Genomic DNA, 21,798 nt, shown 5'->3' with positions numbered 1-21,798 from the left:
TGGTTCTTTGCCAGTCAGCGCGGGTTAAACCGCGCTGATTTCCTGCCACTCTCCCGGTTGTAAATCACCTAATGTCATCTCGCCAATCGAATAACGAATCAGACGTAGTGTCGGATAGCCGATATGTGCCGTCATTCGTCGTACTTGACGGTTTCGTCCTTCGATAATCGTGATCGATAACCAAGTCGTCGGAATGGCTGCCCGAAACCGCACGGGTGGCGTGCGTGGCCATATCTGAGGCTCAGCCATGATTTTGACGATTGCGGGAAGCGTCGGCCCATCTTTCAGTGTGACGCCGCGTCTGAGTTGTTCAAGATCTGATTCTTCCGGTGCACCTTCCACCTGAACCCAATAGGTTTTGGGTGATTTTGACTTCGGTTGTGTCAGCTTGGCCTGTAACTGACCATCATTGGTCAGCACCATCAAACCTTCACTGTCGCGATCCAAGCGACCGGCAGCATAAACGTCTTTGATCGGAATAAAATCAGCCAGTGTCTGGCGTCCTTCACCGTCGGTAAACTGGCTTAGCGTGTCATAAGGTTTATTGAACAAAATGACTTTTCTTGCTTCTGGTGGCACTACGCGTGATTGCTTGTGTGTCGCATGGTTTGAACGACGAGATGAACGTTGAGAAAGTTTTGCATTTTTTGACTGCTGGTGAGTGGCGCGACGCACAGATGAAGGGTTGCGTGACGGGAGAGACATGTTAACTTCCTTGCAAATTTGTAAATGAACTGTATTTCTGAGTTTTCACAATGTTGAGTTTAAGCTATTATTTGCGCGCTCTGATACGATAATGAAGTGTGGATAATAGACTATTTCTTCAGTTTCGTTTAATTATACTCAATCAGCCTGTCATTCGATAGGCTGTCATATACCCGAGAGACTTCTGGTACGATAGTGCTCAGCGAATCGTACAGAGTGAACCGACAATGACCACACGATGAACCGAAGAAGTCGTTTGGGTATGGCAATCATTCACTAATCCGTGTCGGATATTTGCGAAGGGATTTCGATACGGCATGAGTGATTCATAAGAGTGGCCTGAACAATCACTCAGGACATTTCAGATATTCACATAACTAACTGCCACAATCACATGGGGTTGTTAAGAACAGATAGGGAAAGTTCATGCCTACAAACAAACCTACTATTATTTATACAATTACGGACGAAGCACCCGCTCTTGCAACTTATTCTTTATTGCCCATTATCAAATCTTTTACTGCATCGTCAGGGATTAACGTCGAAACACGCGATATTTCACTGGCTGGACGTATTATTGCCAGCTTCCCAGAATGCCTGACAGAAGCACAGCGTATTGGTGATGCCTTAAGTGAGTTGGGTGAGCTGGCTCAAACGCCAGAAGCCAATATTATTAAATTACCGAATATCTCTGCATCCATTCCTCAGTTAAGAGCCGCTATTAAAGAATTACAGGAAAAAGGCTATAACCTGCCAGATTATCCGGCAGAACCAAGCAATGATGCAGAAGCGGCAGTGAAAGCAACATACGATAAGATCAAAGGTAGTGCGGTGAATCCTGTTTTACGGGAAGGAAACTCTGACCGCCGTGCTCCTTTGTCTGTGAAAAACTATGCGAAAAAGAACCCACACTCAATGGGTGCATGGTCAGCCAGCTCAAAATCACACGTTGCATCAATGGATGAGCAAGACTTCTTTGGTACTGAAAAGTCTGTGACGATTCAGGGAGATACCGAAGTCTCGATTGAGTTTGTCGCAAAAGATGGTCAGACCAAAGTGCTGAAAAAGCCATTTGCATTGCTCGATCAAGAGATCATCGATACTGCGATCATGAGCAAAAAAGCGTTGAATGCATTTTTTGAACAGGAAATTGAAGCCGCAAAAGCACAAGATGTCTTGTTCTCTCTGCACATGAAAGCCACCATGATGAAAGTTTCTGACCCGGTCATTTTTGGCGAAGCCGTCAAGGTTTTCTATAAAGATGTATTTGCTCAATATGGTGAGTTATTCGAGCAGTTGGGTGTTGATGTTAACAACGGTCTGGGTGATGTTTACGCGAAAATTCAGTCACTGCCAGCAGAGCAGAAAGCTGAAATTGAAGCCAGTATTCAGGCGGTTTATCAGCATCGTCCTGAACTTGCGATGGTTGACTCTGATCGGGGTATCACCAACTTACATGTTCCCAGTGATGTGATTGTTGATGCATCGATGCCAGCGATGATCCGCGCCTCAGGGCAGATGTGGGGGCCTGATGGTCAGCAGAAAGATACCAAAGCGGTGATTCCGGATCGTTGTTATGCCGGTGTTTATCAGACTGTGATTGATTTCTGTAAAGAACACGGTGCTTTCGACCCTTCAACGATGGGCAGTGTACCAAACGTGGGTCTGATGGCTCAGAAAGCGGAAGAATACGGTTCACATGATAAGACGTTTGTCATTGATGCTGATGGTGTCGTACGTGTGGTTGATCGTGCCGGGCATACATTGCTGGAACAAACCGTTGAAGCGGGCGATATTTTCCGGATGTGCCAAGTGAAAGATGCACCGATTCAAGACTGGGTCAAACTGGCTGTGACTCGTGCTCGTTTATCCCAGACGCCTGCTATCTTCTGGTTGGATGCAGCACGTGCACACGATGCTGAGCTGATTAAGAAAGTTGAACAATATTTACCGGAACACGATACCAATGGACTTGATATTAAAATCATGTCACCGGTAGAAGCAACGCAATACACGCTTGCACGGCTGAAAGACGGTCAGGATACGATTTCTGTGACTGGTAACGTACTGCGTGACTATCTGACAGATTTATTCCCGATTTTGGAATTGGGTACTTCAGCCAAAATGCTGTCTATCGTGCCGCTGATGAATGGTGGTGGTTTGTTTGAAACAGGTGCGGGTGGTTCAGCACCGAAACATGTCCAACAAGTTCAGAAAGAGAATCACTTACGTTGGGACTCTCTGGGTGAATTCCTAGCTTTGGCGGCATCGTTAGAGCATCTGAGTGTGACGATGAGCAACAAGAAAGCACAGGTTTTGGCGGATGCGTTGGATAAAGCAACTGGCGTATTCCTTGATGAAAACAAGTCACCTTCACGGAAAGTGGGTGAACTGGATAACCGGGGAAGTCATTACTATCTGGCGAAATACTGGGCTGAAGCGCTGGCTGCACAGACCGAGGATGCTGATCTTGCTGCTGAATTCGCGCCAATTGCACAACAGCTCTCTGGTGAAGAAGCGAAAATCATTGCTGAGCTGAGTCAGGTCCAAGGCGTTGCCGGAGATTTAGGTGGATACTATCTGCCTGATTTTTCTAAGGCTGTACAGGTGATGCGTCCAAGCCAAACCCTGAATGCCATCATTGGTCAGTAAGCAAGTTGTCGGTCAATATGTGCAATTGACCGACACGTATAAATAATGAAACCCGCCATTGGCGGGTTTATTACAACCATGTATAGACATGTTTGGCAGCGACAATAATTACTATGTTTATTTGGCTTGTTGAGCCTCGATTGGTACAACGGCGCTAGCGTGGAAGCCTTTTGGTCCTTGTTCAATCTCGTATGAAACATGTTGACCTGCTTTTAAAGTACGATATCCATCCATTTGGATCGTTGAGTAGTGAGCAAAAATGTCACCTTCTCCTTCTTCTGAGCAGATAAAACCAAATCCCTTGGCGTTATTGAACCATTTTACTTTACCGGTAGCCATGCTTTACATCCCTCATGCATTTTGTTACTGATGTTGTCGACAAGAAAACGTTACTGTTTTTTACAATTTTGTTTTCACTGCTGTGAGCTTTAATTCAGCGCTGCTGCCAAATTAACCAGTCACTAATTGACCAATTTAAACAATCAATAGTGACAGTCAATAGAAAAAGTGTGTAAACATCGACATCTTTGCAACAAATTGCGTTATTGTTTACATTTCTATAACTACAATAAGCAGACATCTGTCGTGAAAACGGAATTGGCATCGATATCGTGATTCGAATTAGCAATCTTTTATTTGCAGCGATACAATTGGTGCATTAGTCTCTAAGTATGAGATGTTTTCGCTTCGGCGCCCGGAACTTCATATCAGTTGGCTAACAAACATAGTTCTATTGCTAGAAGCCTAAATAATTAATCTAAATGGAAAACTCTCTGATTCACAACCGTTATGAGTAAAAATTTTGAATGGGTGGCTCCAGACTCAGAATTACTGGAGAAGGAAAAAGCAGCAGTGAAGCCCCCATCTATGTATAACGTGATTCTGATGAATGACGACTATACACCGATGGATTTCGTGATTGAGATACTAGAGCGTTTTTTCGCAATGGATATCGATCAAGCGACTCAAGTTATGCTGAAGGTGCATTACGAAGGGAAGGCGATTTGTGGGACTTATACTGCTGAAGTTGCGGAGATGAAAGTGACCCAAGTGTCACTCTATTCGAAGAAACATGAACACCCATTGCTTTGTATCATGGAGCGAGCTTAGTACTTGCCGAACAACAAGGTTGTTCCTTAAGGGGGTCCCAATGCTTAACAAAGAACTAGAATCTAGTTTGAACAATGCTTTTGCCCGAGCCAGGGATAAAAGACATGAGTATATGACTGTCGAGCATCTATTGCTTGCATTGTTAGAGAATGGAGCAGCGAAAGAAGCATTAATCGCTTGTCGAGCGGATCTGGATGCTTTGCGTTCAGAGTTAGATGTGTTTATCGACAAAACAACACCCCTGATTCCGGAAAGTGATGAAACGCGGGAAACACAGCCAACACTCAGTTTTCAGCGTGTCTTGCAACGCGCAGTCTTTCATGTTCAGTCTTCCGGACGAAATGAAGTGACTGGTGCAAATGTCCTCGTTGCAATTTTTAGTGAACAAGAATCTCAGGCCGCTTATCTGTTGAAAAAGCACGATATTAGCCGTCTGGACATCGTCAATTATATCTCCCATGGTATTACCAAAACATCAGGCTCCAGTGATGAATCTGCTCCCGATTCTTTTGGCTCGGACAGTGCAGAAGATACCCCCTCTGAAGAACGTCTTGAAAACTTTGCAAGTAATCTCAATCAGCTAGCGAAAAATGGTCAGATTGATCCATTAATTGGCAGGGACTACGAGCTGGAGCGTACCGTACAAGTCCTATGTCGTCGCCGTAAGAATAATCCGCTACTGGTTGGTGAAGCCGGTGTGGGTAAAACTGCTATTGCGGAAGGACTGGCCTGGCGCATTGTCGAAGGGCAGGTACCAGAAATTATCAAAGATAGTGTGATCTACTCGTTAGATATCGGTTCTTTGCTGGCAGGGACAAAATACCGTGGTGATTTTGAAAAACGCTTTAAAAATATCCTGAAACAGCTGGAAAAAGAAAAAGATGCCATTCTGTTCATTGATGAGATTCATACCATTATTGGTGCCGGTGCTGCATCGGGTGGTCAGGTTGATGCCGCGAATTTAATCAAACCGCTCCTCAGTAGCGGTAAGTTACGTTGTATCGGCTCTACCACTTATCAGGAATACAGTAATATTTTTGAAAAAGAGCGGGCACTTTCCCGTCGTTTCCAAAAAATCGATATTGCGGAACCATCTCTGGATGACACCACAAAAATCTTGATGGGATTGAAAGCGAAATATGAAGCTCACCATGAAGTGCGTTATACCAATAAAGCGCTGCGGGCTGCGGTTGAGTTATCTGCAAAATATATCAATGAGCGTCACTTACCTGATAAAGCGATCGATGTGATAGATGAAGCGGGTGCAAGAGCACGTTTGGTACCTGCGAGTCGGCGGAAGAAAACGGTTGGTGTTGCAGATATTGAAACGATGGTTGCGAAAATGGCCCGAATTCCTGAGAAATCACTGTCTTCTTCTGATAAGGATGTTTTACAAAGCCTCGATCAGAAAATGAAGATGTTAGTCTTCGGACAGGATACTGCGATTGACGCATTGAGCGAAGCGATCAAATTGTCGCGAGCTGGGTTGGGGGCTGAAAACAAACCCGTTGGTTCATTCCTGTTTGCCGGTCCGACTGGTGTCGGTAAAACTGAAGTGACGATTCAGCTTTCGAAGCTAATGGGGATTGAGTTACTGCGCTTTGATATGTCTGAATATGGTGAGCGCCACTCGGTCAGTCGTCTGATCGGTGCGCCTCCGGGTTATGTCGGATACGATCAAGGCGGGTTGTTGACAGATGCGGTCATTAAACATCCTCATGCGGTGGTATTGCTGGATGAAATTGAGAAAGCGCATCCGGATATCTTCAATTTGCTATTGCAAGTGATGGATAATGGTACCCTGACGGATAACAACGGACGTAAAGCAGACTTCCGCAATGTGATTATGGTCATGACCACCAATGCCGGTGTTGCCGAAACTGTGAAAAAATCAATTGGGTTGATTCAACAGGATCACAGTCATGATGCCATGTCTGAAATCAAGAAAGTCTTCAGTCCTGAGTTTAGAAACCGTTTAGATAATATTATCTGGTTTAATGCACTGGATGAGCGTGTCATTCATCAGGTGGTCGATAAATTTGTCGTTGAACTGCAAGCCCAACTGGATGCTCGCGGTGTATCGCTTGAGGTTTCTGAAGAAGCAAGACACTGGCTGGCACAAAAAGGTTACGATAAAGAGATGGGAGCACGTCCGATGGCTCGGGTGATTCAGGAAAAACTGAAAAAACCGCTGGCCAACGAATTACTGTTTGGTGCCCTGGTAGATGGCGGTACCGTAAAAGTGTCTCTGAAAGATGATGAACCGGTATTCGAGTATATCGGGGCAAAAGAAGCCGCAGTTCATTAATGATTCTCTTGTTCAAACTCATAAAAAACGGAGCATTTTGCTCCGTTTTCTTGTATAGAGAAAACCCCCAGCTAGGCTGGGGGTTCCGTAAAGCTTACAGCTATAAGTCAGTTATATAACCCCTTTCAATTTGATAAAAACGTCTTGTGGTCTGGCAACTACAAGAGTTAATTAAGAATTGAAAGGGGGTCCCAATGGGGGACGAAAAGAGCTTAGCGCACACGCGCTGGAACTGTAAATACCACATAGTGTTTGCACCGAAATATAGAAGACAAGTGTTCTACGGAGAAAAACGTAGAGCAATAGGTGAAATATTGAGGAAACTATGTGAATGGAAAAATGTGAACATTCTTGAAGCGGAATGTTGCGCGGATCATATCCACATGCTTTTAGAAATACCGCCCAAAATGAGTGTTTCAGGGTTTATGGGGTATTTGAAAGGTAAAAGTAGCCTAATGCTTTATGAACGATTCGGTGATTTGAAGTTTAAATATAGAAATCGAGAATTTTGGTGCCGAGGTTATTATGTAGATACGGTAGGTAAAAATACGAGCAAGATACAAAATTACATCAAGCAGCAACTAGAGCAGGATAAAATGGGAGAGCAATTGTCGATCCCGTATTCAGGTAGCCCGTTTACGGGCCGCAGGAAGTAGTCATATGCAAATGTCAGATCACTACGCGCCTGCTAGGGCGCTGCTAGTAGGAGAGCCTTATAGGCGCATATGAAAAACCACCGGCTATGCCGGTGGATACTTTTTTTTGGCAGACTGCTTTGAGGGATTAGCGGGCGCGGAAGACAATACGGCCTTTGGATAAGTCGTAAGGTGTCATTTCAACAGTGACTTTGTCTCCAGTAAGAATACGAATGTAGTTCTTACGCATTTTTCCTGAAATATGTGCAGTAACGACGTGACCGTTTTCCAGTTCAACCCGGAACATTGTGTTAGGTAATGTATCAAGGACTGTTCCTTGCATCTCAATTACGTCTTCTTTAGCCATTTAATCCTCTTCAACATGTGGCGAAAAATCCGGCATGTATTTTGCCGTCATCTCTGAAAATAGTAAAGTTGCGCGTATTCTACCCTTGCCAACGTTGATTTACTAGCCTTTGATGCGGTTGAAAGCGTGTTTTATAATTCATGGCCGGACATTCATCGATCTGATAGCCCAGATAAAGCCAGACTTTTTGTTGCTGATGACAATATTGAGTTTGTAACAGGACGGCGAGCGTGCCCAGTGAAAGCTTTTCATCGGGGTCATAAAACGTATAAAAAGCGCTTGCACTTTGAGGTAAGAGATCAGTGACAGCAATGGCAACGAGCCGGTCAGCTTTATAAATATGTAGGTAGACGGTTTTGAGCCAACGACAGGAAGAAAATTGAGCAAAATCTTCGCGATTGGGCGGATACATGCTGCCGTTGCGATGACGTTGATTGATGTAGCGTTTGTATAGGGAGTACCAGTCTGGATCGAGGCTGTCTTTGACTTCCCAGCGAAACTGGTTTGATTTATTTAAAAGTCGCTTTTGACTTCTACTGAGATGAAATGCGGTGATTGAGACCCGAATCGCCTGACAAAGCTGGCAGCTATCACAATGAGGTTTATAGATGGTATCGCCACTTCTTCTGAATCCATTGGCGAGTAACATTTCATATTGCTCTGGTGTATGGAGTTCTGCATCCATCGCAATTGCGACACGTTCCAGCCGCTTGGGTAAATAGCTGCATGGATGGTTATGGCTTAATCCAATTCGTATATTCTGCATAAAATTCGATTAGTCTGAGGATAAGTCCAATGATATCCACTGTGGCGAATAACAGTTGGGATCTATCTCTTTATATTTAAGTTTGGATAATGTTTTTATAAATGGGTCACGTTCAAGAGCTTCAGCGCCTAAAGATGCCAGATGAGGATTCATCATCTGACAATCGATCAACTGCCCGCCGTGTCGGGAAAAATGCTGACAGAATCCCCATAGTCCAATTTTAGAAGCATTGGTTTTTAAGCTGAACATGGATTCGCCACAAAAGAGTCGCCCGACTTGAATGCCATATAGTCCACCAATTATAGCTGAATCCTGCCAGACTTCGATTGAGTGGCAATGTCCTAGTTTGGATAGCCGTTGATAGGCTATTTTCATTTCAGGCGTCAGCCAAGTCTCTGAGGGCGCTCGTGTTTCGGCACATAATTCGATAATTTTATCAGTACATCGATTCATACTGATGGCATAGTTCGCTTTTCTCTGAAATTTACGGAGACTTTTAGCGGGTTTAAATGTCTTAGGTAATATAATCGCTCTTGGTGAAGGGCTCCACCACAGAATCGGCTCTCCGGGACTATACCAAGGGAAGATACCAGAACGGTAAGCCGCAAGTAGCCGATCCGGATGGAGATCCCCGCCAAAGGCAAGTAATCCGTTTGGTTCGTCCAGTGCTTGATTCAGCGGTGGGAATGAATATTCATCCATGGCTAGTTCTGGGAGATAGATTGTCATATCAATTCAGTTAGTCGGAGATCCATTTATGCGATTGTTAATACTGATCTTATTTGTTTTTCCTCTGATTGCAAATGCTGCTTATGAAAGAAATGTAGCGCGTCCTGTGAATCAAGTTGTTTTTGGTCAGATCGACTCTGTCCGTTATTTGTCCCAAACCGAAGTGGTTCATGCTCAAGCCAACGGTTGGGAAACCTTCATCGGTGCAGTGGCCGGCGGTATTATTGGCCATCAATTCGGTGGTGGTCATGGTCAGTCGTTGGCGACGATTGTTGGCTCGATTGCCGGTGGCGGAATTGCTCATCATCATGCGACGCGCGCTTATCAAAGAGAGGATAAGGCGGTTGAGTTGTTGATCAAAGTTGAAGGCGAGCGTTATATCGACGTGATACAAGAAGTTGATCCCAATATGATTTTCACTAAAGATGATCAAGTACGTATTCTTTATTTCGATGATGGTGTTCGTGTCGATAAAGTTTATTAATCTCAGATGACTCATTTTGACAGAGGCATTTTGTCACGAATTGACGTTTTTGATACTAGTTTTCACACAGGAATTTCGATAGTCTCACTATACGAAAAATTTTCACCGCTCATCCAAATGAACGCGAGCGGTGCAAGGAAAACAATCTTTAAATGGAAAGCCTTACATTACAACCGATCAAAAGTATTCAGGGTGAAGTCAATTTACCCGGTTCAAAAAGTGTCTCGAACCGAGCGCTACTTTTAGCAGCCTTAGCCCAAGGAACGACTCGTCTGACGAATTTGTTAGATAGTGATGATATCCGTCATATGCTGAATGCATTGAAAGCATTGGGAGTTTCTTATCGTCTTTCTGAGGACAAAACGGTTTGTGAAGTTGATGGATTGGGACACGCTTTTCAGTCGGGAGATGATGCACTGGAACTGTTTCTTGGCAATGCCGGTACAGCAATGCGCCCCTTGGCGGCAGCTTTGTGCCTAGGCACCGGAACCTATACGTTGACCGGTGAGCCCCGCATGAAAGAGCGGCCAATTGGTCATTTAGTCGATGCGTTGCGTCAGGCTGGTGCCGACATTCAATATCTTGAGAATGAAAATTTCCCGCCACTGCGGATTCGCAGTACGGGGTTAAAAGGTGGAACCGTCCGCATTGATGGCTCCATTTCCAGCCAGTTTTTGACAGCATTTCTGATGTCAGCACCGCTTGCTGACCGTGAAACTCGGATTGAGATTATCGGTGAACTCGTCTCTAAACCCTATATCGATATTACACTGCACATTATGGCTACGTTTGGTGTTTCAGTCACCAATCACGATTATCGAGAGTTTATCATTCAGGGCGGACAATCCTATGTGTCACCCGGTGATTTTCTGGTCGAAGGGGATGCTTCATCTGCCTCTTATTTCCTTGCTGCCGCAGCGATTCAAGGTGGTTCGGTGAAAGTCACAGGGATTGGTAAAAACAGTATTCAGGGTGATATTCGTTTTGCCGATGCACTGGAAAAGATGGGTGCTAAAATTGAGTGGGGAGACGACTACATCTGTGCTCACCGTGGGACATTAAAAGCTGTCGATATGGATTTCAACCATATTCCTGATGCGGCCATGACGATTGCAACCACCGCACTATTTGCAGAAGGAACGACGGCAATCCGGAATGTGTATAACTGGCGTGTGAAAGAAACCGATCGTCTGACTGCGATGGCAACAGAACTCCGCAAAGTCGGTGCTCAGGTTGAAGAAGGGGAGGATTATATCACCATCACCCCTCCAACGGTTTTGCAACATGCGGCAATTGATACCTATGATGACCATCGCATGGCGATGTGTTTTTCGCTGGTTGCTTTGAGTGAGACTCCGGTGACGATTAATGATCCGGGTTGTACGTCAAAGACTTTTCCGGATTATTTTGACCGGTTAAAAAGTTTAAGTGGTTCGCATGACGCGTGATCATGGATAACAGGACCCGCTGACTATTACTGATATCTGGAACATGCCACTTACTGGTCGTCAGTGGCATGTATTCGTAGTCTTCACGTGACTATCGTGTTTCGCTGGCCTCACCTTGCAGGGTAAATTCTTTAGACAGTTGATGGGCTAAATATTTGAACATATTAAATACGGCTGTTGTTTTTGCCGTGGGTAAGCCTTGCTCATCGAGAAAATAGTTACCTTTAAATACCAACACATCGTCTTTTTCTTCAACGGCCTCTGCACGCATTCCTTCAATGTAATGTTCATGTTCCTGAATTAATTGATTGGCAATCATCAGCAGATCTGAAACGGAAATGATTTTTTTATTGCTCATTATCCCTCCTTTCATCTAAGTTGGCTCATTTTATACCGAAATGCCGCTGATAGGCAGTTTTTGTGAGGAAGTACGCGTTCCGATGCCAGAATTATCGTGGTTATCATGGCTTATTCTGTGACTTATCCCATAGAACGGCGGATTTTTTTCGAGAGATGTCGAGAGTCCATTTAGTATACGCAGGCAGTTTGAGATAGCCGTTTGAGAATGTGTACTATCATACGAGACGTTATTCTGAGAGAGATGACCTAAGTGTGTATCTGAGTTTTAGACTAAGCTAAAATTCGATTCGGACAATTGTCGAGCAATTAAGTATCAATTTGCAAAAACAGGTTGATCTTATCGTTGTCTCGCTCGATAGTAAAAAGAAGTCTAATTTTGAGTGTAATTGCGACCACGTTCGCATTTGGATTAAGGACATTTGAGTCAATTATGGGTAAATCACTGGTTATAGTGGAGTCTCCAGCCAAAGCTAAAACGATTAATAAATATCTTGGCCGAGACTATATTGTGAAGTCTAGTGTCGGTCATGTCCGAGATCTTCCTACCTCTGGTCAAGCAAGTTCAACCAAAAAATCAACACCTGTTTCAACGAAACATTTAAGTGCAGAAGAGAAAGAACGTTTAAAAAAAGAGAAAGAACGCAGTGCACTGATAAAAAAAATGGGGGTTGATCCTTACCATGATTGGGAGGCGAATTATCAGGTGCTTCCAGGCAAGGAAAAAGTCGTTTCTGAACTTCAGAAGTTAGCCAAAGATGCTGACTGCGTTTACCTCGCAACGGATTTGGACCGAGAGGGGGAAGCGATTGCATGGCATCTGCGCGAGATTATCGGAGGTGAAGAAGACCGCTACAAACGAGTTGTCTTTAATGAAATCACCAAAAACGCGATTCAACAGGCTTTCCATGAGCCTGGGGAACTGAATATGGACGGCGTGAATGCTCAGCAAGCACGTCGTTTCATGGATCGTGTTGTGGGTTTCATGGTCTCTCCGCTGTTGTGGAAGAAAGTTGCTCGCGGTCTGTCGGCCGGTCGGGTTCAGTCCGTTGCGGTGAAGCTATTGGTCGAAAAAGAGCGGGAAATTAAAGCATTTGTGCCGGAAGAGTTTTGGGATATTCATGCCGATACCCAAACACCGGACGGAAAAGCGCTTCGTCTGCTGGTCGCACAAAAAGATGGTGTGGCATTTAAGCCTCTCAATGAGCAAGATGCGAAAACGGCTGTTCGCGTGCTTGAATCGGCACAATACGAAGTCTGTAAGCGGGAAGATCGCCCTACATCGAGCAAACCGTCTGCGCCTTTTATTACCTCGACGTTGCAACAAGCGGCAAGTACACGCTTAGGCTATGGTGTTAAGAAAACCATGATGCTTGCACAGCGTTTGTATGAAGCCGGTTATATTACTTATATGCGGACGGATTCGACCAACTTGAGCTCCGAAGCGGTCGATGCGGTCCGGGATTATGTGCAAACCAATTTCGGATCAGCATATTTACCCGATAGTCCGAATGTGTATGGCAGCAAAGCCGGGGCACAAGAGGCCCACGAGGCCATTCGTCCTTCGGATGTTAATGTTCTGGCCGATGCGCTGGAAGGCATGGATACTGATGCCCATAAATTGTACACATTAATCTGGAATCAGTTCGTTGCTTGTCAGATGACACCGGCTCGCTATGACTCAACCACAATTAGTGTGAAGGCTGCCGAATACACCCTGAAAGCTAAAGGGCGTATTCTGAAGTTTGATGGTTGGACGCGTGTACAGAGACCACTGGGTAAGAATGAAGACCAAATTCTACCGGGTGTACAAATCGGTGAGACGTTATCTTTAGATGCATTAGATCCCAAACAACACTTTACCAAGCCGCCGGCAAGATATACTGAAGCTGCACTTGTAAAAGAGCTTGAGAAGCGCGGAATTGGTCGTCCATCGACTTATGCGTCGATTATCTCCACGATTCAAGATCGCGGCTACGCAAAAATTGAGCAACGGCGCTTCTACGCTGAAAAGATGGGTGAGATTGTTACGGATCGTTTAGATGATAGTTTCAGTGATCTGATGAACTATGATTTTACCGCCCGAATGGAAGAGAAGCTGGACCAGATTGCTGAAGGAAATGCGAAATGGAAGGGTGTTCTTGATAACTTTTTCAGTGATTTTTCCGTCTCCCTTGAGCAGGCTGAACAGCAGGAAGAAGATGGCGGCATGAAGCCGAATCATATTGTTCTGACCAATATTGAGTGTCCGACATGCTCTCGTCCAATGGGAATTCGGACGGCGTCTACGGGGGTATTCCTCGGATGCTCCGGGTATGCTTTACCACCGAAAGAACGTTGTAAAACAACGATTAATTTGGGTGATGAGGACGGGGTAATCAATGTCCTTGAAGAGGATGTTGAAACCGCAGCCTTACGCGCGAAGAAACGTTGCCCGATTTGTGAAACGGCAATGGATGCTTATTTGATTGATGATAAGCGCAAGTTGCATGTGTGTGGTAACAACCCGAATTGTGACGGTTATATCGTTGAACATGGTGAGTTTAAGGTTAAAGGATATGATGGCCCGGTTGTCGAGTGTGACAAATGTGGCGCAGATATGGTGCTGAAAAATGGTCGTTTTGGTAAATACATGGGATGCACCAATGAGTCATGTAAAAATACCCGGAAAATTCTGAAAAATGGTGAGGTCGCCCCACCGAAAGAAGAGCCGGTACATTTCCCTGAGTTACCCTGTGAAAAATCCGATGCCTATTTTGTCTTACGCGATGGTGCGTCCGGACTGTTTATGGCGGCCAGTAACTTCCCTAAATCGAGGGAAACCCGGGCACCGCTCGTTGAAGAATTTGCCCGTTTTGAAGAGCGAATTCCTGACAAATTTAAGTATCTGGCTTCCGCGCCAACCCATGATCCGGATGGTGTGCCAGCTGTGATTCGCTTTAGCCGTAAATCGAAAGAGCACTACGTACGAACCGAAATTGATGGTAAACCTACGGGTTGGACGGTCCTTTATGTTGATGGTCAGTGGCAGGTCACAGATAAGAGAAAAAAAGTGAAATCATAATGAACTAAGGCAGCGATTCGCTGCCTTTTTTATATCATCACTTATTTAATTGTACTGCTGGTGATGTTGGTTTGTTCTGGCAGTATTGAGATCGGTAGGGAGGTTTTTTGTGATGATCTCATATCATCCCTTGATCTGCGCTGTAGCATGATGCTCATAATATTCTTACTTTTTTTGCTTTCTGTGAACTAGCTTGGGAGTTAGAGACGCTAAGCGATAGGTGCTTCACTAGTTTGACGTTTCAATTTTGTATTCTGTGGTAATCCCGATAAGTTATAAACAACGTGTTGCATTAAATTTTTGTGACATAATGTTGAGACATCAAAGGTAAGAAAGGGCCTATGGCACTAGGTCGTAGCAGATTATAAAAAGGTAATATGGAGTTTCAATCATGGCTGGTGTATTGAGTATGATCTTAGCTGGTGGTGAAGGCTCTCGGCTGAGACCTTTAACCGAAGGTAGAAGTAAACCCGCAGTTCCGTTCGGAGGAAGCTATCGGTTGATTGACTTTGCGCTGAACAACTTTGTCAATGCCGATCTGATGCGTATTTATGTATTGACTCAATTCAAATCTCAATCACTTTATGTTCACCTGAAAAAAGGTTGGAATGTGTCCGGTATTACGGATCGATTCATTGATGTTATTCCCGCTCAGATGAGAGATGGAAAACGTTGGTATGAAGGAACCGCCGATGCTATCTATCAAAATGTTCGTTTCATCGAGCTGGCCTCACCTGATTATGTTTGTATATTCGGATCGGATCATATCTACAAAATGGATGTGCGTCAGATGCTGGATTTCCATAAACAAACAGAAGCTCATTTGACCGTCTCTGCCTTACGAATGCCAATCAAGGACGCATCCCAGTTTGGTGTAATTGAAGTTGATCGCAACGGCAAGATGATTGGTTTTGAAGAGAAGCCGGACAAACCGAAGTCGATTCCCGGAGAGCCGGAGTGGGCACTGATTTCGATGGGAAACTATATTTTTGATGCCGATGTGCTGTGCGATGAATTGAAAAAAGATGCAGCCAATGAACATTCCAGTCATGATTTCGGAAAAGATATTATTCCCAAACTTTTCCCTGAAGGGCATGTCTATGTTTACGACTTCTCGACCAATAAAATCAAAGGCGAGAAAAAAGCAACCTACTGGCGGGATGTCGGGACAATTGATTCTTATTGGGCTGCCAATATGGATTTACTGAATAATGACCCCTTGTTTTCACTGTACAATCGAAGTTGGCCGCTGCATACCTATTATCCGCCGCTACCGCCGGCAACGTTTGTGGATGCCGATGATCGTCGTGTCAAGATTACCGATAGTCTGGTCTCCGGGGGGAGTTATATTCAAGGTGCGACGATTTTTAAATCCATTCTGGGTTATCGGAGTAACATTGCTGCTGGGTCTCATATCAGTGAATCTGTTATTTTAGGTGATGGCAAGATTGGTGCTGGTTGTACAATAAAACGGACGATTATTGATAAGCATGTTGAAATTGCCCCCGGTACGGTGATTGGTGAAGACTTAGAATTGGATAGGAAACGATTCTATGTCTCTGAGGGGGGCATTGTGGTGATAGCAAAAGGAATGAAAGTTGGATTCTAACATGGAACAAATCGATGTATGGTTTACCGTTTCAGAAGTTGAAGGGATTGTAAAAAGCGGTGGGTTAGCTGATGTCGCCAAAGCGCTTCCGACTGCTTTGAATGGGATGGGACATCGCGTAAGAATTGTGTTGCCGGGCTATCGTCTCGTACCGGATAAGGCTGATACCGCTGTGATTCTGGAGACAGAATTGTCTCACTGGCCTCATACCGCGTATCAAGTCCGAAAGTTTGAGCGAGATGGTGTTGAAATTTACTTGATCGACTGTGATCAATATTTTGATCGACCGGAGCTATATTCCGAACATAACCGGGCATATGCCGATAACGGTGAACGGTTTGGATTTTTTTCTGCTGCGACGCTGGATGTTTTGCCGAAATTAGGTATTCAGCCTGACATTATTCATACCAATGACTGGCATACCGGCTTCATTCCTTTTCTATTGAAAACGCGTTATGCCAATGACCCATATTTTCAGCGGATGAAGAGTGTTTTGACCATCCATAATGCGCTGTTTAAAGGGGTCTTTTCTTATGATGAATTAGACATTATCCCTGAATTACATTTAAGTGGCATGACATCTCTACAGTATGGACACGGTTATGTGAGTGTGCTCAGAATTGGCATTGCGTATGCAGATAAGATTAATGCGGTGAGTCCTCATTATGCTGCAGAGCTACTGACACCACTAGGTGCTCACGGATTAGTTGATGATTTTGTGCGCCGTGAGAGAGACTTGTTCGGGATTCTGAATGGTTGTGACTATTCAGAATGGAACCCGAGAATTGACCGTTACATTCCGCGCAACTATACCAATGAGCCCGATTCGTTAAAAGAAGGGAAAGCAACCTGCAAACGTCAGTTACAGGAAGAGTTATTATTACCCATCCGAGATATTCCCGTCTTTGGGATGGTCTGTCGTTTGACCTATCAAAAAGGGTTTCACTATCTGCTGCCGATTCTGGAACAGTTCTTACGCAATGACGTACAACTGGTTATTGTCGGGACAGGGGAGCCGGAAATTGCGAATCGGCTGCATCAAATTTCCGCGACGTCATCGCATAAATTTGCATTTGTTGATGCTTACAGTAACCGCTTTGCGCATTTAGTCGAAGCTGCGGCAGATTTCTTTTTGATGCCTTCTGAGTTTGAAGCGTGTGGGTTAAATCAGATTTATAGTATGGCTTATGGTACGCTGCCGATTGTTCGGGAAGTCGGTGGCCTCAAAGATACTGTTTTGGACTACGACCATTTTCCCGATAAAGCAACGGGGTTCAGTTTTATGGAACCGACACCGGAAGCATTACTTATCTGTATGCAGCGGGCACTGCTGTTTTATTTGCAGCAACCGGAGAAAAAGCTCGATATGCAGTTGCGTGCGATGCTGCAAGATTTTCGTTGGGAAGATTCTGCCGAGCAGTATGTCAGGATGTATGAGGCCGCATTAATGGGCTACTAACGCATATACTGATTATGATTCGTGGATAATCATAAGTAATTGAGAAAAAACAAAGCACCGCGAACGGTGCTTTGTTGGTTTTGACTCGACGATCAAATGGGGTTGTATACGGTGAAACATGTATACGATAGTGGAAAGTTTGATCGTTCAATTAAATTTGCTGAGCCAGCTCATCACGTCTTGCCTGAGAAATTACAGACCAGTGTTTTCCTTCAATTGCACCCTCTAATGCCCATAAGAGCTCTAGTGGCGGTTGTGTTGAAGGATGAGAGCTTAGAATCGCTTTATATGCGCTGAGAGATCCTTTTTGATGAAGTTCTTCAACAGAATTAATTCCAGCTTTGCGTAGCATCCGTTCGGTTGCCAAGCGAAGATTAGGCAGATCTTTCAATCGCTGCGGTTTTGCCTCTACATGCGTCGTTTTTTCATCTTTCGCATTTAAGTAGGCTTGCTTTGCAATGTTGAAAATTGTATCTACATCATTCCAGTAGTCTGCAGGAAGCGCAAAATACTTGGTCACAACCGGAAAACCACGTTTTGTATACACATAAGGTTCAAACCCTTTTGCTTTAAACGTCTCCAGTGAGTGATTGTCTGCCCGTATATGAAGTTTGTCTTGAACGACAAGTGCAAACATAATGTCGTTTACGAAAATACCAAACCCGCCGAACATTGAGCGTGATTTGACACGGCCTAGTTGTTCAAAAAGCCGCATTGAATCTTTAAGAATTGGTTTGTCCATGCTTTACGTCTCGGTGTATTTTTAAATGAATACGCCACCAAAATCAGGTCCGAGAATTTAGCAAAAGAATGCAGAAAGTATGTTAACAAAACGTCAAAGATTGACGAATGTGAAATGCATTTTTGCCATCGGTAACCCCGCTACCTATCATTTTCATGGTTTAGGCCGGAGGCTTTGCGTCCCATCTTTTCAGATGGTTTGCCCTGTGCGTGACACTTTTCCAGTACGGAATTATGGAGTAACCATCGAAATGCCTACTCCACAATGTGTGATTCTAGTCCAATTAATAAATGTTATCAATAGAAAGAAAGTGGTTGGAGGAATGACCTCCCTCCAACGAAATGTCAATTAGGTGTTAATTTTTGTTTAAATCCTTAACGGTGTTGCGTTCTACAATTTCAGGATGCATTTCAAACGTTCTGCGTTCATGTTCCTTACTTTTGATCCGTTCCAATAGGATTTCGAAAGCGTTTTTTCCGACCCGGCGTTTCGGCTGGTGAATGGTTGTCAGCGGTGGAGAAAAATATTCTGAGATCTCAATGTTATCATAACCAATGACCGATATATCATCCGGGACCTTTATACCTCTCTGCTGTAAGCGACTCATCAGCCCTAAAGCCATTGTGTCATTAAAGCAAAAAACAGCTGTCGGTTGTTCATCCATTGCAATGATTTTATCAGCGGCTAAAACGGCAGTATCACACTCAAAGTTGCCTTCCAGAATCCAGTCTTCATTGGGTGTCACTCCCACTTCAGCCATTGCTCTACGGAACCCTTGAATCCGCTCCAGGCAAGCCGCTTTTGACAACTGTCCACTCAAACAGGCAATTTTGCGATGACCTTTATCAAGCAGATACTTGGTTGCAAGGTAGCCGCCTTCTTCTGAATTATCGATAATTTTATCCGCTTGAGAGCTCTCCGGCCCCCAGTCCATAATGACTTTGGGAATATCATTATAAGCTTCCAGCATATCTAAAAGTTCGGCGGTCAGATCGGAACACATCACTAACATCCCATCGACTCGTTTCTCAGCCAGCATCCGAATATAATCACGTTGCTTCTCATACAGGCCACCGGTATTACACAAAATCAGCGTGTAGCCTTGTCGGTAACAATAGCTTTCAACACCATCAATGACTTCAGAGAAGAAGGGATTGGTTGATTGAGTCACTAACATCCCGATGGTTCGCGTTGAGTTACATTTCAAACTCCGGGCGACAGCACTGGGTGCATAGTTGAGTGTTTTCACGGCTTCCATGACTTTTTCCTGAGTCGTTTCTGCCACAAACCGAGTTTTGTTAATTACGTGTGAAACAGTTGTTGTTGAAACTCCCGCCAAGCGGGCAACGTCTTTTATCGTAGCCATAGGTATTGTCCTGTCGCTTATGCTGAAGATCCAGCAGTCCGGAGCAAATTACAATTGAAAGAATAGTGATGAAGATTTTATCTATACTTCGTCATTGGATAACCCGTCGCGAAAGCATCTTGAGGTTATTCGCCAATAAGGACAAAAACCGCTAAATTTAGCGGTTTTTGTCGGTCTAAAATATGCTTAACCGCGAATTTTAGACTGCCGGTTCAGGAATAGCAATCAAAATGAGGCACTCTTCTGCTCGTCCGCTGGTCTTTGCCATGAATTGAGACTGTATGATGAAATCATGCATGCTAAAGCTTCTGTTTCGCCGGTTCGGCAACGGTTGCTTCCTGATTCGCGACCCAGTTTTTCAAGTAGTGCCAGAATTTCCCCAATGTTTCATACCAATATCTTTCTGTCTGTTCGAGATAAATGGCTTTCGGCGCATATTTTATCCAAGGCTGCGCTATATTTTTATAAGACAGATAATTGGTTGGGGCAGGGATCGGGTTGAGGCCAGCAGACTGGAACTCATGTAATGCACGATCCATATGACTGGCAGAGGTGACGAGCACTAGTTTTCGCGGTCCGACAAAACTTGCGGCTAGCTGAGCTTCTTCCCAGGTATCTTTGGCACTTTCCAGTAACACGATATCGGATTTTGCTACACCGAGTGACAGAGCAACTCTTGCCAGCATTCTGGCATGACTAAACCGGGTACCGCCGGCATATCCGGAAAGAATCAAACGAGATCCCGGATACATCCGCATAATCCGGATACCTTCCGTCAGTCGCATGAGAGCGGAACGACTGAGTTGAGAGGTCGGCGGGAGTTGATCATCGACAACATGACCGCTGCCAAGAACCATGATGTAGTCAATGCTACCCTCTACAGGTAAAAAGGCTGAATATTTGCGTTCCAGCGGGGCAAGAAGGCGGTCAGAAACAGGCTGGAATGACGCTAAAAACAGTAATGTGTAAGAGAACAGAACAATCAGGCAACCGGTTTTCCTTTTTGTTGAAAACATAATCATCATCAGTCCGATAAAACCGATGATGAGCAAGGCGGGAAGGGGCATCATTAATGCAGATATGATTTTTTTAAGCTCAAACATATAAGAAATAGTCCGAAAAAACAGCAATTGAGATTAAAAACGAATAATCCTCTTTATTCCTGCCATTCCTATGACAGAATAGCAGCACGATTCGTTATGATAACTCAAGCTACTGTGACTGAAGATCGCAATTTCGACGATATTGCCCACAAATTTGCAAAAAATATATACGGCTCTGACAAAGGTATGATTCGTCAGACCATTGTGTGGGAAGATATTCAAACTATTTTAACATCATTTTCTCCGGAAGCATTCCCACTTTCGGTGCTGGATGCCGGTGGTGGTCTGGCACAGCTATCGCAGCGGCTCGCGAGACAGGGACATCAGGTGACATTATGTGATCTTTCTTCTGAAATGTTGCAGTTGGCGTACACCGATATTGAAAAAAATGGTCTGCTTACGCAGTATCGCTTTGTCCATGCGGCAGTACAGGATATGCAACAGCACATCACCGCTCCGGTTGACTTTTTGATGTTTCATGCGGTGATGGAGTGGCTGGCTGATCCGAAAGATGCGCTGGAAAAATTATTGGCTCAGGTCAGGGTCGGTGGCGTTGCGTCCATCATGTTTTACAATCATCACGGATTGGTGCTGAAAAATGTGATTTGCGGCAACATTCCTCATGTGTTGGATGGCATGCCGTATCGCAAACGGTTTAAGTTGCAGCCGCAAAAAGGACTGAATCCAGAAGCGGTCTATCAATGGATAGAAGCTTGTGGATTCAGTATTGAGGGCAAAAGCGGAATTCGCTCGTTCAGCGATTACATTGGTAATCGCCAGAACATGGGTGAGTACAGCGAAGAAGATGTACTGGCACTTGAAAGGCAGTTATGCCGTCAAGAGCCTTATTTATCTCTGGGCCGCTATATTCATGTATGGGCCAGAAAAAAGTAA

The 21,798-nt window shown here is 44.5% G+C and carries 19 protein-coding genes and 1 riboswitch; of the genes, 10 read left to right on the top strand and 9 right to left on the bottom strand.

The genetic code is table 11. The features are described from left to right. Window positions 1-24 precede the first annotated feature (24 nt). Window positions 25-705 (bottom strand): pseudouridine synthase, encoded by a 681-nt coding sequence (locus tag OCV37_RS08830; protein ID WP_038179614.1) that lies wholly within the window; start codon window positions 703-705, stop codon window positions 25-27. A 426-nt stretch (window positions 706-1,131) separates the two neighbouring features. Here OCV37_RS08830 and OCV37_RS08825 point away from each other — a divergent pair, with 426 nt between their 5' ends. Beyond that, entirely contained in the window at window positions 1,132-3,357 is a 2,226-nt protein-coding gene (locus tag OCV37_RS08825; protein WP_038179616.1) for an NADP-dependent isocitrate dehydrogenase, read from the top strand. A gap of 117 nt (window positions 3,358-3,474) precedes the next feature. Here OCV37_RS08825 and cspD read toward each other — a convergent pair whose 3' ends face one another. Then, window positions 3,475-3,696, bottom strand: a complete 222-nt coding sequence (gene cspD / locus OCV37_RS08820; RefSeq protein WP_021019029.1) for a cold shock domain-containing protein CspD — start codon at window positions 3,694-3,696, stop codon at window positions 3,475-3,477. A 450-nt stretch (window positions 3,697-4,146) separates the two neighbouring features. Here cspD and clpS point away from each other — a divergent pair, with 450 nt between their 5' ends. From clpS to tnpA, 3 genes are all read left to right on the top strand, one after another. After that, a complete protein-coding gene (gene clpS / locus OCV37_RS08815) occupies window positions 4,147-4,467 on the top strand; it encodes an ATP-dependent Clp protease adapter ClpS (protein WP_038179618.1) in 321 nt (106 codons plus the stop codon). A 40-nt stretch (window positions 4,468-4,507) separates the two neighbouring features. Further along, window positions 4,508-6,775, top strand: coding sequence for an ATP-dependent Clp protease ATP-binding subunit ClpA (gene clpA, locus OCV37_RS08810; RefSeq protein ID WP_038179620.1), 2,268 nt, complete (start codon window positions 4,508-4,510; stop codon window positions 6,773-6,775). 194 nt (window positions 6,776-6,969) lie between these two features. Further along, window positions 6,970-7,431 carry an IS200/IS605 family transposase gene (tnpA, locus tag OCV37_RS08805; RefSeq protein WP_261855926.1) on the top strand — a complete coding sequence of 154 codons (462 nt, stop codon included), beginning with the start codon at window positions 6,970-6,972 and terminating at the stop codon, window positions 7,429-7,431. Window positions 7,432-7,558: 127 nt separating this feature from the next. On the opposite strand, the gene infA is transcribed toward tnpA, so the two are convergent. The 3 genes from infA to aat form a co-directional block, all read right to left on the bottom strand. Further along, window positions 7,559-7,777 carry a translation initiation factor IF-1 gene (infA, locus tag OCV37_RS08800; RefSeq protein WP_001040192.1) on the bottom strand — a complete coding sequence of 73 codons (219 nt, stop codon included), beginning with the start codon at window positions 7,775-7,777 and terminating at the stop codon, window positions 7,559-7,561. A gap of 79 nt (window positions 7,778-7,856) precedes the next feature. After that, on the bottom strand, window positions 7,857-8,543 hold the full coding sequence (locus OCV37_RS08795) for an arginyltransferase (protein ID WP_038186118.1): 687 nt from the start codon (window positions 8,541-8,543) through the stop codon (window positions 7,857-7,859). Between the two features lie 9 nt (window positions 8,544-8,552). Next, window positions 8,553-9,272 carry a leucyl/phenylalanyl-tRNA--protein transferase gene (aat, locus tag OCV37_RS08790; protein ID WP_038186121.1) on the bottom strand — a complete coding sequence of 240 codons (720 nt, stop codon included), beginning with the start codon at window positions 9,270-9,272 and terminating at the stop codon, window positions 8,553-8,555. Window positions 9,273-9,300: 28 nt separating this feature from the next. Between aat and OCV37_RS08785 the strand changes: the two genes are divergently transcribed. Beyond that, window positions 9,301-9,756, top strand: coding sequence for an outer membrane lipoprotein (locus OCV37_RS08785; RefSeq protein WP_038186124.1), 456 nt, complete (start codon window positions 9,301-9,303; stop codon window positions 9,754-9,756). A 152-nt stretch (window positions 9,757-9,908) separates the two neighbouring features. Then, on the top strand, window positions 9,909-11,204 hold the full coding sequence (gene aroA / locus OCV37_RS08780) for a 3-phosphoshikimate 1-carboxyvinyltransferase (RefSeq protein ID WP_038186127.1): 1,296 nt from the start codon (window positions 9,909-9,911) through the stop codon (window positions 11,202-11,204). Between the two features lie 91 nt (window positions 11,205-11,295). On the opposite strand, the gene OCV37_RS08775 is transcribed toward aroA, so the two are convergent. Then, the gene (locus OCV37_RS08775; protein WP_038186130.1) at window positions 11,296-11,562 is read right to left on the bottom strand and encodes a YciN family protein; all 267 of its coding nucleotides are present in this window, start codon (window positions 11,560-11,562) and stop codon (window positions 11,296-11,298) included. Window positions 11,563-11,994: 432 nt separating this feature from the next. Between OCV37_RS08775 and topA the strand changes: the two genes are divergently transcribed. The 3 genes from topA to glgA all read left to right on the top strand — a co-directional run bounded on the left by topA (window position 11,995) and on the right by glgA (window position 17,693). Further along, window positions 11,995-14,625, top strand: a complete 2,631-nt coding sequence (topA, locus tag OCV37_RS08770) for a type I DNA topoisomerase (RefSeq protein ID WP_038186134.1) — start codon at window positions 11,995-11,997, stop codon at window positions 14,623-14,625. A gap of 391 nt (window positions 14,626-15,016) precedes the next feature. After that, entirely contained in the window at window positions 15,017-16,234 is a 1,218-nt protein-coding gene (glgC, locus tag OCV37_RS08765; protein ID WP_038186137.1) for a glucose-1-phosphate adenylyltransferase, read from the top strand. 1 nt (window position 16,235) lies between these two features. Further along, entirely contained in the window at window positions 16,236-17,693 is a 1,458-nt protein-coding gene (glgA, locus tag OCV37_RS08760) for a glycogen synthase GlgA (protein ID WP_038186140.1), read from the top strand. A 151-nt stretch (window positions 17,694-17,844) separates the two neighbouring features. On the opposite strand, the gene OCV37_RS08755 is transcribed toward glgA, so the two are convergent. The 3 genes from OCV37_RS08755 to elyC form a co-directional block, all read right to left on the bottom strand. Next, on the bottom strand, window positions 17,845-18,435 hold the full coding sequence (locus tag OCV37_RS08755; RefSeq protein WP_038186143.1) for a TfoX/Sxy family DNA transformation protein: 591 nt from the start codon (window positions 18,433-18,435) through the stop codon (window positions 17,845-17,847). A 127-nt stretch (window positions 18,436-18,562) separates the two neighbouring features. Continuing rightward, window positions 18,563-18,648, bottom strand: a riboswitch (cyclic di-GMP riboswitch). A 142-nt stretch (window positions 18,649-18,790) separates the two neighbouring features. Further along, on the bottom strand, window positions 18,791-19,801 hold the full coding sequence (gene purR, locus OCV37_RS08750) for an HTH-type transcriptional repressor PurR (protein WP_038186145.1): 1,011 nt from the start codon (window positions 19,799-19,801) through the stop codon (window positions 18,791-18,793). Between the two features lie 299 nt (window positions 19,802-20,100). Next, window positions 20,101-20,931 carry an envelope biogenesis factor ElyC gene (gene elyC, locus OCV37_RS08745; protein ID WP_211252110.1) on the bottom strand — a complete coding sequence of 277 codons (831 nt, stop codon included), beginning with the start codon at window positions 20,929-20,931 and terminating at the stop codon, window positions 20,101-20,103. 69 nt (window positions 20,932-21,000) lie between these two features. Here elyC and cmoM point away from each other — a divergent pair, with 69 nt between their 5' ends. Then, on the top strand, window positions 21,001-21,798 hold the full coding sequence (gene cmoM / locus OCV37_RS08740; RefSeq protein WP_038186146.1) for a tRNA uridine 5-oxyacetic acid(34) methyltransferase CmoM: 798 nt from the start codon (window positions 21,001-21,003) through the stop codon (window positions 21,796-21,798).

Source organism: Vibrio rhizosphaerae (genome assembly GCF_024347095.1).
GTDB classification, from domain to species: Bacteria; Pseudomonadota; Gammaproteobacteria; order Enterobacterales; family Vibrionaceae; genus Vibrio; species Vibrio rhizosphaerae.
This window is presented reverse-complemented; position numbering and strand designations above follow the sequence as displayed.